The sequence below is a fragment of the Pantoea phytobeneficialis genome (assembly GCF_009728735.1).
In the GTDB taxonomy this organism is placed as follows: domain Bacteria; phylum Pseudomonadota; class Gammaproteobacteria; order Enterobacterales; family Enterobacteriaceae; genus Pantoea; species Pantoea phytobeneficialis.
Genome location: NZ_CP024636.1, coordinates 2085245 through 2103051, shown reverse-complemented (window position 1 = coordinate 2103051; position 17807 = coordinate 2085245). Strand labels below are relative to the sequence as shown.

General features: G+C 57.2%; 16 protein-coding genes. 5 read left to right on the top strand and 11 right to left on the bottom strand.

Annotation, left to right across the window (positions count from 1 at the left end; translation table 11 throughout):
* Positions 1–30 precede the first annotated feature (30 nt).
* From CTZ24_RS09800 to CTZ24_RS26845, 3 genes are all read right to left on the bottom strand, one after another.
* The gene (locus CTZ24_RS09800; protein WP_208725436.1) at positions 31–528 is read right to left on the bottom strand and encodes a nucleotidyl transferase AbiEii/AbiGii toxin family protein; all 498 of its coding nucleotides are present in this window, start codon (positions 526–528) and stop codon (positions 31–33) included.
* Positions 482–841, bottom strand: coding sequence for a nucleotidyl transferase AbiEii/AbiGii toxin family protein (locus CTZ24_RS09795; RefSeq protein WP_208725435.1), 360 nt, complete (start codon positions 839–841; stop codon positions 482–484). The genes CTZ24_RS09800 and CTZ24_RS09795 overlap by 47 nt, the downstream gene beginning before the upstream one ends.
* Positions 842–941: 100 nt before the next feature.
* Positions 942–1067, bottom strand: a complete 126-nt coding sequence (locus CTZ24_RS26845) for a hypothetical protein (protein ID WP_256402059.1) — start codon at positions 1065–1067, stop codon at positions 942–944.
* Between the two features lie 198 nt (positions 1068–1265).
* Between CTZ24_RS26845 and CTZ24_RS09790 the strand changes: the two genes are divergently transcribed.
* On the top strand, positions 1266–5834 hold the full coding sequence (locus tag CTZ24_RS09790; protein ID WP_208725434.1) for an ATP-dependent helicase: 4569 nt from the start codon (positions 1266–1268) through the stop codon (positions 5832–5834).
* A 32-nt stretch (positions 5835–5866) separates the two neighbouring features.
* Here the strand turns inward: CTZ24_RS09790 and CTZ24_RS09785 are convergent, their stop codons facing one another.
* Entirely contained in the window at positions 5867–6979 is a 1113-nt protein-coding gene (locus tag CTZ24_RS09785) for a lactonase family protein (RefSeq protein WP_021183296.1), read from the bottom strand.
* 244 nt (positions 6980–7223) lie between these two features.
* Between CTZ24_RS09785 and lplA the strand changes: the two genes are divergently transcribed.
* The 3 genes from lplA to CTZ24_RS09770 are packed head-to-tail and all read left to right on the top strand — an operon-like array spanning position 7224 to position 9199.
* The gene (gene lplA / locus CTZ24_RS09780) at positions 7224–8240 is read left to right on the top strand and encodes a lipoate--protein ligase (RefSeq protein WP_036625368.1); all 1017 of its coding nucleotides are present in this window, start codon (positions 7224–7226) and stop codon (positions 8238–8240) included.
* A 57-nt stretch (positions 8241–8297) separates the two neighbouring features.
* Complete coding sequence (locus tag CTZ24_RS09775; RefSeq protein WP_021183298.1) at positions 8298–8741, top strand: Xre family toxin-antitoxin system antitoxin; 444 nt, start codon at positions 8298–8300, stop codon at positions 8739–8741.
* Positions 8738–9199 carry an RES family NAD+ phosphorylase gene (locus CTZ24_RS09770; protein ID WP_036625260.1) on the top strand — a complete coding sequence of 154 codons (462 nt, stop codon included), beginning with the start codon at positions 8738–8740 and terminating at the stop codon, positions 9197–9199. The genes CTZ24_RS09775 and CTZ24_RS09770 overlap by 4 nt, the downstream gene beginning before the upstream one ends.
* Before the next feature lie 9 nt (positions 9200–9208).
* On the opposite strand, the gene CTZ24_RS09765 is transcribed toward CTZ24_RS09770, so the two are convergent.
* Positions 9209–10102, bottom strand: coding sequence for a LysR family transcriptional regulator (locus tag CTZ24_RS09765; RefSeq protein ID WP_021183300.1), 894 nt, complete (start codon positions 10100–10102; stop codon positions 9209–9211).
* Positions 10103–10210: 108 nt separating this feature from the next.
* On the opposite strand from CTZ24_RS09765, the gene CTZ24_RS09760 reads away from it, so the two are divergent.
* Complete coding sequence (locus tag CTZ24_RS09760) at positions 10211–11629, top strand: aldehyde dehydrogenase family protein (RefSeq protein ID WP_208725433.1); 1419 nt, start codon at positions 10211–10213, stop codon at positions 11627–11629.
* Between the two features lie 69 nt (positions 11630–11698).
* Here the strand turns inward: CTZ24_RS09760 and CTZ24_RS09755 are convergent, their stop codons facing one another.
* The 6 genes from CTZ24_RS09755 to CTZ24_RS09730 all read right to left on the bottom strand — a co-directional run bounded on the left by CTZ24_RS09755 (position 11699) and on the right by CTZ24_RS09730 (position 17677).
* Entirely contained in the window at positions 11699–12886 is a 1188-nt protein-coding gene (locus CTZ24_RS09755) for a cytochrome c biogenesis protein DipZ (RefSeq protein WP_208725432.1), read from the bottom strand.
* Positions 12887–12905: 19 nt separating this feature from the next.
* The gene (locus CTZ24_RS09750) at positions 12906–13664 is read right to left on the bottom strand and encodes an alpha/beta fold hydrolase (protein WP_208725431.1); all 759 of its coding nucleotides are present in this window, start codon (positions 13662–13664) and stop codon (positions 12906–12908) included.
* Between the two features lie 166 nt (positions 13665–13830).
* Positions 13831–14313 (bottom strand): hypothetical protein, encoded by a 483-nt coding sequence (locus tag CTZ24_RS09745; RefSeq protein WP_208725430.1) that lies wholly within the window; start codon positions 14311–14313, stop codon positions 13831–13833.
* A 281-nt stretch (positions 14314–14594) separates the two neighbouring features.
* Positions 14595–15896 carry an ATP-binding protein gene (locus CTZ24_RS09740; RefSeq protein ID WP_208725429.1) on the bottom strand — a complete coding sequence of 434 codons (1302 nt, stop codon included), beginning with the start codon at positions 15894–15896 and terminating at the stop codon, positions 14595–14597.
* Positions 15893–16633: a response regulator gene (locus CTZ24_RS09735; protein ID WP_021183306.1), complete on the bottom strand. Its 741-nt coding sequence runs from the start codon at positions 16631–16633 to the stop codon at positions 15893–15895. The genes CTZ24_RS09740 and CTZ24_RS09735 overlap by 4 nt, the downstream gene beginning before the upstream one ends.
* A 78-nt stretch (positions 16634–16711) precedes the next feature.
* A complete protein-coding gene (locus CTZ24_RS09730) occupies positions 16712–17677 on the bottom strand; it encodes an alpha/beta fold hydrolase (protein WP_051337943.1) in 966 nt (321 codons plus the stop codon).
* Positions 17678–17807 lie beyond the last annotated feature (130 nt).

The following is a 17807-nucleotide window of genomic DNA, read 5'->3' as shown; positions in this document are numbered from 1 at the left end:
GTTTACTCCACAAAGGTCAAAAGCGCGCCGCTACGCCAGCATGCGATACTGCTTGAGCTGCTTATGCACGGCATCAAGCATCCCGATAACTTCTTTGTCTGACGGCAGGTCACTGTCATAAACCATAACCGCAAAGCGCCCATGAAATTCTCCCCGAATGTGTGACCATGTCTGTTCAGTGTTTGCAAAAATTGCCGCCTGACTCAACGGCTGATCCAGCCAGTCGCCAGCAGAAGAGAATTGCTCACGGTCAGCATGTTCCACAATGCTTAACATCTTGAGTAATGCGCCGTCCTGAAATAATGGCGCAAAATCAGCGTTGTGCTTAATCATGCATAAATCATAAATATGGTGGATGCGTGATTTTAAGGCCACATCAGGTCGTTTCTCTCGTGAAGCACGAATCAGGGCAATGATTTTCTCCACCACTGTTCTTTCAATACTTAATACATTCACTGAAAATGCGCACAGTCCATATCGTTCAGCTATTGCAACGGGCGATAAAAGGTTCTGGTGTGGTGAAGGCATTAATCTCCAGCGGCATCGCTTGACCAAAATCGCCAGCAACCCAGCGGGGATAGCTATGCCACGTTTTCCGGAATGACCCGTGTTTTGACTCCGCCGGATGGTCTGGGGTGTAACTTAGCCCCTCAACAAGGGTAGCTTCCGCCTCACGGATAAATTGTTTAATTTGATTGCCGGACATTCCGCGTACATGCGCCGCGAGATCGACATCTTCAGAGAAACGGTTAATCAGTTTCCAGGCTTTGGAAAGCGACGTTCCGCCTTTAAAGATCAATTGGCCATGAAAACTGGACTGACTAAGGTTGTGAACACCCAAGTTACCCAGTCATCCTTTTCAACATATACCGCTGGAATGGCAAAGTGATCAGCCGTGGTATGAACCAATTCGAGCCAGACGTCCTTGTCTTGATGTAAATTCATTCGATATTCCATTTTCTGCTGGCCAACGGCCATTGATCAATGCCGATCTTATAACGGCTGGTCGCATTCAGTGATTCATAAAGGCTCAGGCTGTCTGCAACACCCGTAATATCCAGTGCCATACCCAGCAAGGCTTTTGCCGGAGGCCCGTGTTAGCGATCTGGTTTATCAGATTCAAGTTTTTAGTGTTAAAAACATGAACAACAGTAAAAAGCACACCGCTGCCGCATAAGCCTCATTTAGTCTGTTGATAAATAAACCGACCTGCGCTCGCTTTCGCTACACTGCAAAACGCACCTTAGTGAAATCAGGGAAATCGGATGTCAGACGCAGCTCTCCAGCATTTCTTACCCGCTACACAGGCATGGTTCCGAGCCACTTTTGCTGCCCCCACCCCCGTTCAGGCGGAAGCCTGGCAGGCCATCGCCAGTGGTAAAAATTGCCTGGTGATTGCACCAACCGGATCGGGTAAAACGCTGGCGGCCTTTCTGCATGCCATCGATGCGCTATTTCGTGAGCGCAGCCAGACAGATGCAGTTGCCCGCAGTCATAAAACCCGCATTCTGTATATCTCGCCGGTGAAGGCGCTGGCCGCCGATGTGCAGCGCAACCTGCAATTGCCGCTGGCGGGGGTGGAGGCACAACGCCGCCAGCAGGATGAAATGGAAATCACCTTGCAGGTGGGGATGCGTTCTGGCGATACACGCAGCGCTGAGCGGGCGCAGTTGCAACGCCGCCCACCGGATATCCTGATCACCACGCCTGAGTCCCTGTTTCTGATGCTGACCTCCAAAGCGCGCGAAACGCTGCGGGGAATATCCACGGTGATCGTCGATGAAGTCCATGCGGTAGCGGGCAGCAAACGCGGCTCGCATCTGGCGCTCAGTCTGGAACGACTCGATGCATTGCTGGCGCAACCGGCGCAGCGGATTGGGTTATCCGCGACCGTACGTCCCCCCGAGGCCGTGGCGCGTTTTCTCGGAGGGGTGGGCGAAACCCTGGTGGTCAATCCGGCGGCGAAGCGTCCACTGCAACTGACCATCACCGTTCCGGTGGCGGATATGACTGACATCCAGCAACGTCCGGACAGTCAGGCTGTGCAGGATGCCACGCTCGCCGCCGGATCGATCTGGCCGCATATTGAAGCGGGCATTCTTGACGAAGTGCTGCGCCACCGCGCCACGCTGGTGTTCACCAACTCGCGCGGGCTGGCAGAGAAACTCACCGCGCGCCTGAATGAACGCTACGCCCGCCAGTTGGGTGAGCAGCCGACCGTACCGGAAGCCTCCTTTGATTACGGCTCCTTTACCGGCGGCACGGAAAAACGCACGCAGACGCCGGACAACCTGATTGCCCGCTCGCACCACGGTTCGGTGTCAAAGGAGCAGCGCCTGGAGATTGAAACCGCCCTGAAAGCCGGTGAACTTCGTTGCGTAGTGGCGACCTCCAGCCTCGAACTGGGTATCGATATGGGCGATATCGATCTGGTGATTCAGGTGGGTGCGCCACTGTCGGTCGCCAGCGCTCTGCAACGTGTCGGACGCGCCGGACATCAGGTGGGCGGCACGCCCAAAGGAATATTCTGGCCCCGTACCCGGCGTGATTTGCTGGATACCGCCGTCACGGTTGAAGCGATGCTGGCAGGCGACCTGGATGCTATCGCCCCGCCTCACAATCCGCTCGACATCCTGGCCCAGCAGACTGTCGCCGCCGCCGCGATGGAGACGTTGCAGCTTGATGACTGGTTTGCCCTGGTACGGTGCGCCGATCCGTTCCGCTCCTTGCCACGCGCCGCGTTCGAAGCGGTGCTGGATATGCTGGCCGGACGTTACCCCTCAGACGAATTCGCCAATCTGCGCCCGCGCATTATCTGGGATCGACATAATCACACCCTGAGTGGTCGCCCCGGTGCGCAGCATCTGGCTGTCACCAGCGGCGGCACCATCCCGGACCGTGGCATGTTTAGCGTGATGTTGCCGGAAGGAGAAGAACAATCTGGCGCGCGGCGAGTCGGGGAACTGGATGAGGAGATGGTGTATGAATCGCGGGTGAACGACATTATTACCCTCGGCGCCACCTCCTGGCGTATCCAGCAAATCACCCACGATCAGGTGGTGGTGGTGCCAGCACCGGGGCGTTCGGCGCGTCTGCCATTCTGGCATGGCGAAGGTGTGGGGCGTTCTGCCGCATTAGGTGAAGCCATTGGGCGCTATCTGCGCGAGGTTGATCAGGGTGCCCCCATAGCCGACGCCCTGGATGACCATGCCCGTCATAATATTCAGACGCTGATCGCCGAGCAGCGCCAGGCGACCGGCGTGCTCCCCACCGACCGCACGCTGCTGATTGAGCGTTGTCGGGATGAAACCGGCGACTGGCGTGTCATCCTGCATTCACCCTATGGTCAACGCGTCCATGCCCCGTGGGCGCTGGCGGTGGCTGAGCGGATCACCCGGATCATGGGCATCGATCCCGCCGTAGTGGCCAGTGATGACGGTATCGTCGCCCGCTTTCCCGATAGCGACGGTCGCGTACCTGGCGCTGAATTGTTCCTGTTTGAGCCGGATGAACTGCAACGGGTGGTGAGCCAGTCGGTCGGTCAGTCGGCGCTGTTCGCCGCTCGCTTCCGCGAGTGTGCCGCCCGCGCCCTGCTGCTGCCACGCCGCAATCCGGGCAAACGCTCGCCGTTATGGCAGCAGCGACTGCGTGCCGGGCAGTTACTGGAAGTTGCCCGCCAGTTCGATGATTTTCCCATCCTGATCGAAACCGCCCGTGAATGTTTGCAGGATGTTTATGATCTTCCTGCCCTGCACCATCTGATGGCACGTCTGCAACAGGGAGAGATTCAGTTGGCCGACGTCACCACCGAATCCCCTTCGCCTTTTGCGGCACCGCTGTTGTTCGGTTATGTGGCGGAATTTATGTATGCCAGCGATGCTCCCCAGGCGGAGAAACGCGCATCGATGCTGGCACTGGACAGCAAACTGCTGAAGCGGTTGCTCGGTGAAGTGGATATGCGTGAGCTGCTCGATGCTGACATGGTGGCGCGGGTGGAACAAGAGTTACAGCGCCTGCCCGCCAGCTATCACGCCAACAGTATCGAAGCGTTGTCAGACCTGCTACGCGAGGTCGGTCCGCTAACCCACGCAGAACTGGCGCTGCGCTACAGCGGCGATGAGGTGTTAAGTGATGGTTTGCAGGCTTTGCAACAGGCACAGCGCATCTTCTGCGTCAGCATTGCAGGTGAGACACGCTGGGCGCTGGCAGAAGATGCCTCGCGTCTGCGTGATGCGCTGGGATGCCGCGTGCCGGATACACTACCGCCAGCCTTGCTCCAGCCCGTGACACGTCCGTTATATGATTTGCTCCAGCGCTATGCCCGTACCCACGCGTTATTCACCGGCAAAGACCTCGCCCGTCACTTCGGCCTTGGTGTCGCCGTGGTGATCGATGCGCTGGAAGAATTACGTCAGCAGGGCAAACTGATGAAAGGTGACTTCACCACTGCTGATGATGATGAACCGCAGTGGGTGGCGGAAAATGTGTTCCGTCGCCTGCGCCTGCGCTCGCTCCAGGCGGCGCGTGAGGCCACGAAACCGGTTGATCCGGCGGTCTATGTCACCCTGCTGCTGGAACGTCAGGGAGTCATCAGCGATGCCAACGCGCGTGAAGCTCAGGGGGCGTTGAGTGGCGTCAACGGCGTGGTGCGGGTGATTGAACAGCTAGCGGGAATTGCCCTGCCTGCCGCGCTGTGGGAAACGCAGATCCTCCCGGCGCGGGTCCGCGATTATCAGCCTGCGATGCTGGACGAATTGCTCTCCAGTGGCGAAGTGGTCTGGCATGGACAGCGCACCGCAGCAGCCGCAGAAGGGATGGTGTCACTGCATCTGAGCGAGTATGCTGCCGAAACCTTGCCACCCGCGAGTCAAGGACAAAACGTCGCCCTGACGCCGTTGCAACAACAGATCCTGACGCTGTTACAGGATGGGAGCGGTTGGTTTGTGCGCCAACTGGTCCCGCGCCTCACGTCTGAGGAAGGCGATCCCAACCTGATTTACCAGGCCATGTGGGATCTCGCCTGGCGCGGTTATCTCACCACCGACACCTGGTCAGCCTTACGCAGCGTTACCGGTCATGCCAGCACACCGCGACCACGTACCCACCGCCATCGTCATGGACATCGGGGGTATGCTGCCCCAACCCGCCTCGTTGCCAGCGGTCCCGGCCTCAATAGCATGGCGGGCCGCTGGTCGTTGCTGGCGCGCCCGGCGCTGGCCGACACCGAGCGCGCCCTGGCATTGACGGAAAATATGCTCGATCGCTTTGCTGTCGTCAGTCGCGGCGCGGCTATCGCCGAGCAGGTGCCCGGCGGTTTTCCGGCATTGCAACCGGTGTTGCGTGGCCTGGAAGATAGCGGCCGTTTGCTGCGTGGCCGCTTTGTCGCAGGCATGGGGGCCGCCCAGTTCGCTGACCACACGGTGATTGATCGCCTGCGCCAACTCGCCAATAGCCCACGCCAGGTGGGGACCCCGGTAGCGCTGGCGGTGCTCGATCCCGCTAACCCCTTCGGTGTGCAATTGCCGTGGCCGCTAAGCCTGGCCGGAAATCGCCCCACCCGCCGTCAAGGCGCACTGGTGGTGATCGCCGCTGGTCGCGTGTTGTTGTATCTGCCGCAAGGCGGTAAGGAATTGATGACGTTTGCCACCAACGCCACCTTCGATGAACAGCATGCCGCAGTGCTGGCACTGGGCGTAGCTCTTCGACGGGAAAAACACCTCAGCTTTACCCTGGAACGTGTTGACGGTCAACCCGCCGGACAATCCCCGCTGCTTGCCGCGCTGAAAGAAGCCGGTTTTTCTCGCGTGCCAAGGGGGTACAGTTGGTATGGTTAGTAGCGGCGCGATTTATCGCGCCGCTACGAAAGTCAGTAACTCACCACCGTCACCCAGTTCGCATCGCCGCCAGCGGGTGCGCTGCCAACGCGTTTGAGCACCCCACTGCGTCGATTAATGGCGTAGCTGCCGGTGACGTTGCTTTTCTCTCCGCTGGCAATCAACCAGCGTCCATCGGGCGAAATCGCAATGCCGCGCGGCTGTTTTTCCACCGGCCAGCTGCCGATTAAGGTTAATTTGCCATCCTGCTTATTGACGCGATAACCCGTCACCGTGCTACTGGTGCGTTCGGTCACATACAAGAAACGACCATTCGGGGTGATACGGATATCCGCCGACCAGATACGCGGCGTGGGATCGTTGTAATCGGCCAGGCGCTCACGACCATGTTGCAGATGATATTGCGCTGCCACTGCGTTGGGCCACTCGGCGATTTTTTTCAACGCACCGTTGGGCTGGCGCTGAAATTGCGTAATGATGCCGCCCATCTCACCAATGTTGTACAGATAACGGTTATCCGGCGACATGACGGAATGACGCGCACCATTCTCGGCTTCCGTTGCAACAAAACCGCTGCCAATCGGCGTCAGGCTGCCGTCCGGGGTAAGATTGAGTTGTAACACCCGGTCGGTCCCGAGGTTGCCAACATAAACTGAACGGCCGGTTGCATCGCTAATCACCGAGTGCGCGGCATGGCCGGTTTTATACGCGGCCACCGGCGGTGCAATAACCTTGCCGTCAGCCGCCAGGCGATAAACGTGCACCACATCGCCATCATAGGAAGAACCCAACAGAAAACGCCCCTGACTGTCGGTGCTGATATAGGGATAACTGGCTGCGGCCGGGGTTTCGTTGGCCTGCAACAAATCGCCGTTTTGCGCATCAATCGTCCAACTCATCAACCTTAAGGGCTGGCTGCGGATCGCGGCGTACAAGCGATGATGATCGGCGCTCAGCGCCATCGGCATCACTTTCCCCCCTGCGGAGGTTTGCCCGAGTAAGGTCAGCGCGCCGGTTTTCTCATTCAGACTGTAACGGGCAATGTTGCCGTCACTGGCTTCGGATACATAAACAAAGGTTTGCGCCAGCAATGGCGCACTAAAAGTCAGCGCCGTAAGCAACGCCAGACGTAGAGCAATTTTCATTATTATCTCCGCGATTCAGGAGCAACCCCAGGCAGGCTGCTTCACCGCCTACAGATATAGGCGGCATTATGCCGCCGGGTAATGTGTGATTGCCCGACACGCTTTGGGCATCCTGACAAAGGGCACACCATTTCAATGGGTTAGTGTTTTTTAGCGCAAAAAGTTTAATCCAGGATTGTGCACTGGCTCACTGGTGGCGGATGGCTTAACATCAGGCGCATTGATGATGGAAACGGAGTCCGGTATGACGAGTTTGCGCTTGTTAGTGTCCCAATCAAACGACCCCTGGTTTAACCTTGCGGTGGAAGATTGTATTTTCCGCCAGATGCCCACCACCCAGCGCGTGTTGTTTCTCTGGCAAAACGCGGAAACCATTGTGATTGGGCGTGCGCAGAATCCGTGGAAAGAGTGCAACACCCGGCGCATGGCGGAAGATCACATCAAACTGGCGCGCCGCAGCAGTGGCGGTGGCGCGGTGTTTCACGATTTGGGTAACTGCTGCTTTACCTTTATGGCTGGCAAACCGGAATATGATAAAAGCGTCTCGACCGCGATTATCCTGCACGCGCTGGCGAGTCTTGGCATCAGCGCAGAGGCTTCGGGTCGTAATGATATCGTGGTCAATGTGGCGGGCGATGTGCGCAAGATTTCCGGCTCAGCCTACCGCGAAACACCCGATCGCGGTTTCCATCACGGTACTTTCCTGATGAACGCAGATCTGTCACGGCTGGCGGATTATCTCAATCCTGACATCAAAAAATTGCAGGCCAAAGGGATTAGCTCCGTGCGCTCACGCGTGGCAAATTTGATCGAACTGATGCCGGATATCAGTTATGCGAAAATTTGTGACGCGGTCACGCAGTCGTGGTTCGCGTACTATCAGGATCAGTGCCAGCCTGAATTTATCTCCCCTGAGGCCTTGCCTGATTTGCCCGGTTTTGCCGAACAATTTGCCAAACAAAGCAGTTGGGAGTGGAATTTCGGCCAGGCACCGGATTTCTCCCATCTGCTCGATCAACGTTTTAGTTGGGGCGGCGTGGAGATCCATTTTGACATTGAGCGCGGCAGCATCAGCCGTTGCCAGATCTTTACCGATAGCCTGAATCCGGCACCGCTGGAAACGCTGGCAGCACGTTTAAGCGGCGTAATATACCGCCCGGAAGCCGTTGCCGCGCAACTGACGCGTCTGGAGAGTGAATATCCACAACAGCAGGCCGAACTGGCGCAGTTGGGGCAATGGTTGCTCGCCAGCCTGCGTTGAGTACATTGCACTCCATCACCATATGGTTATAATTAACTCACCAAATGGAGGTGCACAATGAAACAATTCACTCTCCCGGCCACCCCTGTAACGCCAGAGCGTTTGTGGCAGTTCGCCGGGTTAACCAGTGCCGATGGCGTGCTATTGATGGGCCAGATTGATGCCGGTCTCGAGGGTTCCGTCGCCAGCCGTATCGTGTCATGGGCGCGTATTACGCAGGCTGATCTGCGCCATATGACCGGCATCCCCGGCACCACCTTTACCCGTGGGCTAAAAAACCGTTTTACTGCGGAACAGAGCGAACGTCTGGTGCGTTTTATTCGCGTTATGGATCGCGCCGTGGAACTGTTTGAAGGCGACAGAGAAAAGGCGCTGCAATGGTTGAACGAGCCTGCGCGCGCCCTCGGTAATCAAAAACCCGGCGATTTAGTCTCCTCCGAAACCGGCGCTTATGAAGTGCTGAAACTGATCACCCGCCTTGAGCACGGTGTCTATTCGTGAAGTTATATCGGATGACGAAAACGCGTTTTCTCAGCTCGGCGTGGAGCGGCTACGGTGCCAGGGAAGGTGGCGGTCGCTGGAACAGCATCGGCGTATCGATGGTGTACGCTTCCGAAACCGCCTCCCTCACCATGCTGGAAACCCTTATCCACCTGCAAAGCGCCAGCATTCTCGATTTCTTCACCCTGTTAAGCATTGAGGTGCCAGACGATTTAATTCAATGGGTTGATGCGGCGCAATTACCGCAGGACTGGGCGGCCGCGCAGGCCCCCGCTGCGTTGCGTGAGTTTGGTGATTTTTGGATCGACAGCCAGGCATCTGTTGCGTTACGTGTGCCCAGCGCCTTATCGCCGGTTGAGTTTAATTACCTGCTCAACCCCGAGCATCCGCAATTTGCGCCCCTGATTAAAAATGCGGTGGAGATCCCCTTCCGTTTCGATCAACGTTTTGCGCGATAAATCGCGCCGCTACGTAAACCTCTCCCGGACAAAGCCGGTGAGCGCCTTCAACGCCGGTGGCACCAGGCGGTGACCCGGATAATAAAGACATAGCTCGCCAAGATTAACCTGCCACTCCGGCATTAAGCGCACCAACCTGCCAGCCTGTATATCCGCTACGACATGTCGCTGCGACAGACAGGCAATGCCCAATCCCCCGGTGACCGCTTTCTGCGCCGAAGCCAAGTCATTCACCACCAACTGCGGCTCGACCTGAACCTTATAGCGACGCTGCTGCTGGCTCAGTTCCCAGCGATAAATGCTGCCATCCGCCATACGCATGCAGATGCAAGGATGATCGCTCAACGCCTGCGGCTGCTCCGGTGCGCCACAGCGGGAAATATAGTCGGGGGACGCGACCAGAATCATCTGCAACGGTGGCGTCAGCTTCACCGCGATCATATCCGCCGGGATATCATCCGCCAGCCGGATACCCGCGTCATAACCCGCCGCCACAATATCCACTTTCTCCTTCTGACTGTGGATCTCCGCGCGAATACGTGGATAGCGCGCGAGAAACGGCAGCAGAATGTCGTCATACCACAGCGCACAACTTTCCGGCGGCACATTGATACGCAACGTCCCGGCAGGATCGGCGGGCTGGCTAGCAACTTCTTCAGATGCGCTGCGGATCATCTCCACCGCCGGAGCGATTTTCTGCGTAAAACGCCGCCCGGCCTCGGTTAACCCGACGCTGCGCGTGGTGCGATTAAACAGCCGCACCCCAAGGCGCTTTTCCAGCGCCGCGACAGCATTGGTCACCGCCGAAGGCGAGATCTCCAGCTCACTGGCTGCGCCGCTAAAACTGCCACGCCGCGCCACTGCCAGCACAATTTCAAGTTCACTGATACCGGTTCGATTCATCGATTATTCCGTCAGACGCAATACCCTTTGCAGGGTTAGGCGGATTATAGCGCCAGTGCCCGCGTGCTACCTTGCTCTGTACACCCGCCTAACAAGGAGAAACCCCTGATGCGCTCATTCGAACACATCTATATCAATGGCCGCTTTGTCACTCCGACGGGCACCGAGTGGCTGGATATTATCAAACCTGCTGACGGTAGCGTTATCGGCAAAGCCCGGCTGGCAGATGAAAACGATGCATTACAAGCGATTGCGGCGGCCAAAGCTGCCTTTGCCGATTTTTCTCGCCTTAGCGTCGCAGATCGCCTGGCGTTGCTGGCCAATATGGTCGAGGTCCTGCAACAAAGCGAAGAGGCGTTACACGAGGCGATTCGCGAAGAATATGGTGCCCCCGCTTCACGTTCGCAGTGGATGGCGCGCTATCCAGCGGATGTCGTGCAACAGGTGATGACCGAGTTGCGCACCTACCCCTTTGTGCAGCAGGCGGGTCGCGCCACGGTACAAATGCTGCCACTGGGGGTGGCAGGGTTGATCACGCCGTGGAACAGCAACGCCGGATTTATCTGCCATAAACTGGCGACCGCCATTGCCGCCGGTTGTACCACGGTGATTAAACCGAGCGAGTTCAGCATCTGGCAAACCGACGTGGTGACCAGGGCGTTAGATCGCGCCGGATTGCCGTCTGGCGTATTCAATATCGTCACCGGACGCGGTGCCAGCGTGGGCCACGCCATCAGCACCAGTGCTGATGTGGCGAAAATTTCCTTTACCGGTTCGACCGAGACAGGTAAAGCCATTTTGCGCAGCGCAGCCGACAGCTTTAAACGGGTCACGCTGGAACTGGGTGGAAAATCCCCCACCCTGATTTTACCTGATGCTGATGCCCGTCATGCCGCCGAGCTGGCGGTGCAGGCCGGCTTTATCAACAGCGGGCAAGCCTGTATTGCCGGTACGCGTATTCTGGTACCGGAACATCGGAAAGCGGAGTTTGAACATGAACTGACCGCTGCCGTGCAGCGCCAGCGTTCGGGGCCTCCGGCAGATGCCGCGACCACCATTGGCCCGATGATTAACCAGCGCCAATGGGAGCGGGTCCAGCGCTACATTGATATCGGCGTGCAACAGGGTGCCCGTTTGCTGACCGGGGGCGTCGGACGACCAGATGCTCTGCGTGACGGCTGGTATGTCAAACCTACCTTATTCAGCGATGTCAGCAATGATATGACGATTGCACGCGACGAGATCTTCGGTCCGGTGCTGTGCATGCTGACTTACCGTGATGAGCAGGAAGCGATCGCCATTGCCAACGATACCCAATATGGCCTGTCGGCGTTGGTCATTGGCGCAGATGAAAACCATGCCCGCCAGATTGGTGAGCAGATTCTGGCGGGACGCGTGATGATCAATACCCTGACACATGAACCCCGTGCGCCCTTTGGTGGATTTCGTTGTTCGGGTATCGGACGCGAGATGGGACAAGCGGGGATCACCGCGTTTCTGGAATCGCGCGCGCTCACTGTCGCGTAGCGGCGCGATTTATCGCGCGGGTTTTTACCGCCCCGCGCACGTAGCAGCGCGATAAATCGCGCCGCTACGTCAGGCTTTTGCCTCCTGCAACAGTTGCTGAATTACCTTTTCCTGCCCGGCGTAATCCCCTTCGCCAAACGCGGTGTAACGCAACTGACCATGAGCATCGAAAATGTAATGTGCAGGCCAGTACATATTGCCGAAACGATTCCAGATGGCGTAGTTATTATCGGCCACCACCGGATACGGTAATCCCCACTGCTTGATGGCGCGTGCCACCGCCGCCGGGTCGCGTTCCCACGGATACTCTGGCGTGTGAACGCCAATGACCATCAACCCCTCCGCCTGGTATTTCTTCGCCCAGTCACGCACATGCGGCAGCGTATGCTGACAATTGATGCAGTCATAGGTCCAGAAATCAATCAACACCACTTTACCTTTCAGATCGGCACGATTGAGCGGCGCGCTGTTGAACCAGGAGGTTCCCCCCTCCAGCCCAGGGAAGCCGCTGTGTGTCTGCTCGACCACCGGCACCGGGGTGATTTTGGGGGCGCTGACCGGCAGGAAGTAGCTTAAGCGCTGTTCAAGATTTTGCGCCAACTGCGGCACTGCCTGTAAAACGCCCTGCCTGCCGCTGGCCAGTAACGCCACCGAAGCCAACATCAACACGCCCGCCCCCTGACGTATACGTGTCATTACCGCCAACCCCGGACGCAGGCGGGCCAGCAATCCCCGCCCGGCAAACCACAGCAGCGCCAGCATCAGTGCGCAACCGCTGCCATAGGCAATCAGCAGCGAGCCAACGGAGAGGGGATCTTTGGCGGTGATCGCCAGGCTGAGAATCGCCCCCAGCACCGGCCCGGCGCAGGGCGACCACAACATGCCAATCGCCAACCCCGCCAGCAGCGCTGCGGCGAGGCCGCTACGTCGATTGCTGGCGTCATTGATACGGTTACCCAACTGCGTCAAGGGTGCGGTGATTACCTGGGCCGCCCGCGTCGAAAGCAGCGTGACGGCCGTCAGTGCCAGGAATAACAACGCCAGCCAGCGCCCCGCTTGCGTCACCTGCACCACCCAGCTACTGGCGACCGAAATCAGCAGAGACACGACGGTGAAGACCAACACCATCCCCACCAGCAGAGCGACCATCTGACCTTTTTTACCGCGCACGCTGGCAAACACCAACGGGATCACCGGCAACGTACAGGGACTCAGCAACGTCAACATCCCGGCGAGAAACGCAATAATGAATGACATAGGTTTTTTCCCCTGTGGGTTATTGGGCGTTACTGCCATCGACCGCTTGGGTGATGATCTGCGCGACGCTGGTGGGATGGCTCAACATTGAGGTATGACTGGCGGCCACGCTGCGGGTGTGGGCGTGAATGTGCTGTGCCATCGCCCGTTCCAGATCCGGGTTGATCATGCGATCCTGGGTACTGACCAGATACCAGCTCGGTTTTTGCGTCCAGGCAGCCTGGCTGACTTTGTCACCAAAAGCCGCTGCGCGGATCGGTCCTTGTGTCACCGTCAGGGTTTTCTGCCGGGCAGCCGGGCTATCTTCGGCAAAGTCCTTCGCCACCGTGGCGGCAGGCAAATAGAGGAAACCGTCCGGCGTTTTGGCGATATCCGCGCTACCCGCCGGAGGTGGATAACTCCCTGCCAGCTCACCGGTGGATTGCCCGGCGTTTGGCGCGAAGGCTGCGATATATACCAAACCTTTGACGCGTGCATCGTTCCCGGCTTCGGTGATCACCGTACCGCCCCATGAATGCCCCACCAGCACCACATTACCCGGCGCACGCGCTATCGCACGCTGGGTTGCGGCCACATCATCTTGTAATGAGGTCAGCGGCAGCTGAACGGAGATCACCTTGAGATGATGGGATTGCAGTTGCGGGATCACCTGATTCCAACTGCTGCCATCGGCGAACGCACCGTGTACCAACACCACGGTGTCAACCGGCGCAGCCAGCGCCGACCAGGACGAAGAGAGGATAACGGCGGCGAGTGTACTAAACAGGAACTTTTTCATCAGAAACCTCGTGAACATGATTGAGTGAAATTAACCACTGCGTCATCTGGCAGTGACGTTATTTAACCCGTTGGTTGTGTTCACAACGTTTCCGCTCCCCCCGGTTTTTGTCGTCTTGCATGTCCGGGGGTGGCGTTGATACATAAAGCTACAAAGTGGTTACGCTTCAGGGGGTGACCGTCACCGCGACAGATTCACCCATCGTCTGCACCGTGCCTGGCCTGGTGAGATCATCCGTCAGACCCAGCATGAATTTTCCTCCCTGCGGGTGCCAAATCTTGTGAATCTTCACTTTTGCCTCGCCTTGATCGGGCGTCCAGATGGGTGCCATTGTGGCATATAAACGCTTGCTGTTTTTATTCAGGAACAGACTGTTGATACTGGTATCCTTGTGGCTAAATACCGTCTCACTCTGCTGTTCTTTCAATTTCACATGATGGATGGAGCCATAATTACGGCTTTCCAGGAAATCAGGATCATAACTCCATTCGGCACGAAAATAAAAATCATCACGGTCGCCAGGTACAATGTTTTCCCGTGAGTCGCGTAATATATTGCTATCATAGCGGCTTTTCACTTCACCGGAATAGAGGGTCTTGAAATCATTTTTGACCACGGTGTAGCGTATTACTTTGCGATTGTCATTCATCAGACCCAACAGATAAACATCCCCGGCTGGCGTCACATCGAAGGCACAACATAATTCGATATTTTCATAATCAACCCGTTACCTTAGGTTTAGGCATAATAGTGGCGATTGAGTACCGGTACCCTGTCACGGCCATGAGGTCAGGAAAATAGAAAAAGAATAATTTGATTATGAATTAATGATGATCACAACAGAGGGGTGAGATAAAATGCGCACTTATCCCACCAACAGATATGAATTAATACTGAGAATCAGAGGCAGCCACCTGAGAATACCGCCGCTCATCCCCTTAATATAATCTGAACCTCCAGCCCTCCCTGCGCGCGATTACTCAATATCAGGCTCCCTGACATCTGATTGATCAATTGCGAAGCGATCGCCAGTCCCAGCCCGGTGCCGCCGGTGTGGCGATTACGGGAACTTTCCACCCGGTAAAATGGTTTCAGCACTGCCTCCAGTTCGTCTTCCGGAATGCCGGGGCCGTTATCACGCACATGAATTTTCATGCCGCCTTCCGCCGTTCTGGATAACGCCACCTCAGCCTGAGAACCAAATTTAAGCGCATTATCAATCAGGTTGGTCATAATGCGGCGTAACGCCTGCTGACGAATGCTGAAATTATCCAGCCCTGTGCAGGGCAAAAAGCTGACCGCTTTTCCCACATCCTGGTAATCACAGGCAATGCTATCCAAAAACGCATTGAGGCTGACACGCTGCGGCGTCTCATCCGGTATTTGTGCGGAGCGTGCATAGTCAATGCCCTCGCGTACCAGGCGGCTCATATTGTCTAAATCGCCCAGCAACTTGTCGCGCAGTTCGGGCTGTTCCGACATCTCAACCCGCAACTTCATACGGGTGATAGGGGTTTGCAGGTCATGGGATATTGCCGCCAGAATCTGTGCTCGCTCCTGCAAATGGTCCTGAATACGCAACTGCATTGCATTAAAGGCCCGCGCGGCCTGTTGCACCTCTGCCGGACCATTTTCCGGCATGATGCTGGCACTGGCGCTGGCCGGTTTTAACCCTTCCACCGCCTGGGTGAAACGCATAAACGGCCTGACTACCTGACGTACCGCTATCCAGGCACAGACCGCCAGCAAGATCAGTTGGGCAAACAACACCACCGGCAACCAGCGCGCAATCGCGGGCATGCGCGGCCAGAGATCCAGTGTCAGCGGCGCACCATCGTGTAAGGTGATATGGGCCTGAATATGCAGACGCGGGCCGGGTACATTGGTAAAGGTCAACGGGTACTGGCCGCCCAGCGTCTCCTGCAACGAGCGGATGGCATCCCGCGCCCGCCAGCTATCCGGCCAGGGGCCGGGCTGCCCCGCCGACAATTCATAGCGATAATTACCACGCGCCAGCTTCGCCAGCCAACCGGGACGCTCTGACGGGGAGAGGTGATCCAGGATTGCCACGCTGGTCGCCACATCGTATTCAAGATTGCCGAGCATCACGGTTTTGGCGCTGCTCATCCGTTCAATCATCAGGCTGACCACCGTCATACCGTTTGCCAGCACCAGACCGAGCAGCACAATCAACACCAGACGCGATAACAGCGAACGCGGCCAGAGCCTCATACATTGACCTCTTTAATGGTGACCGGCGCAGCCAGCACATAACCTTCGCTGCGTACCGTTTTGATGTACGCGGGTTCGCGCGCGTCCTCGCGCAGCCGCTGGCGCAAACGGCTGACCAACAGGTCAATCGAGCGTTCAAACAGTTCGGCATCGCGCCCCTGAGTCAGGTTCAGCAGCTGGTCACGGGTTAATACCCGTTGCGGATGATCGAGAAACACCCGCAGCAGACGGTATTCCGCCCCGCTCAACGCGACGATGACCCCGTCGGTATCCAGCAGATGGCGCGCCGAGGTATCCAGTTGCCAGTCACCAAAAGCAATCAGGCGACCAGTTTCGGTGATTTGCAGGTTGGGCGGCAGTGCGCGGGTACGGCGCAGAATCGCTTTGATCCTTGCCAGCAATTCACGCGCGACAAAGGGTTTGATCAGATAATCATCCGCGCCCATCTCCAGCCCGAGGATACGGTCGCTGTCTTCGCTGCGCGCCGTCAGCATCAAAATCGGCAGGTTACGTTGTGGATCGCTGCGTAGCTGGCGGCACAAGGTCAGACCATCATCACCCGGCATCATAATGTCCAACACCACCAGGTCTATCGCATTCGCTGCCAGCACCGCACGCATCTCACGGCCATTGGCGGCACCGGTGGCGCGATAACCCGATTTCACCAGATAGTCGGTGATCAGTTCGCGGATGTCCCGGTCATCATCAACAACCAGGATGTGATCAATGTGCTCCAAAACAACCTCCTGTCAGCGGGCCAGACAAAAAAGACCGGTCATAAAATACCGGTCCGACAATAACTTATTACCACAGAATTACATTTTTGCCGCATCAACGACAGCTTTCACAAAATCCTGCGGGTCTTCGGCGGGCGGGTTATGACCAATATTGCCGCTGAAGGTACGATGCTCATATTTGCCGCTGAATTTTGCCCGATATGCCGCCGGAGCCGGATGCGGCGCACCGTTGTTATCTCCTTCAATCGTAATCGTCGGTACGCTAATCACCGGCAGCGTCGCCAGTTTTTTCTCATAGGCGGCATATTTCGCTTCTCCCGGTTCCATCCCGATACGCCAGCGATAATTGCTGACCGTCACGGCGACCTGGTCCGGGTTATCCAGCGCCTGTGCGCTTTGGTTAAAGGTCGCATCGCTGAATTTCCAGCCCGGTGACGCCTGCTGCCAGATTAATTTGGCAAAATCATGGGTGTTCTTCGCATAGCCTTCACGGCCACGTTCGGTGGCGAAATAGAACTGATACCACCATTGCAGCTCCGCCTGCGGCGGCAGCGGTTTTTTACCGATCTCCTGGCTGCTGATCAGATAACCGCTGACGGAAACCAGCGATTTCACGCGCTCCGGCCACAGCGCCGCCACGATATCGGCGGTACGTGCCCCCCAGTCAAACCCGGCGAAGACCGCCTGTTTGATCCCCAGCGCGTCCATCAATGCCACGGTGTCAGCCGCCAGCGCTGAGGGCTGCCCGTTACGTGGCGTACTGGCAGAGAGGAAGCGGGTTGAACCATAACCGCGCAGGTAAGGCACGATAACGCGATAGCCCTGTGCCGCCAGCTGTGGCGCAACCTGAGCATAGCTTTGAATATCGTACGGCCAGCCGTGTAACAGAATCACCGCCTGGCCATCACGCGGGCCAATATCGACATAGCCGACATTCAGCACCCCGGCTTTCACCTGGTGGATGGTGTGGAAGGCCTGGGCGTAATCGGCTTCAGTCGGGGCAGCCACCGCAGCAGTGGTAGCAAACAGGGCGGTGGCGGTCATCAGGGTCGCTAACAGTGATTTACGTAACATGGCGTTCTCTCCAGAAAATTTGATGTGTAAGTGACAACGCCTGAATTACACCACCCCGATGTATAGCGCTTGTTTCTGCTAACCCGGATTTTTGCCTCGC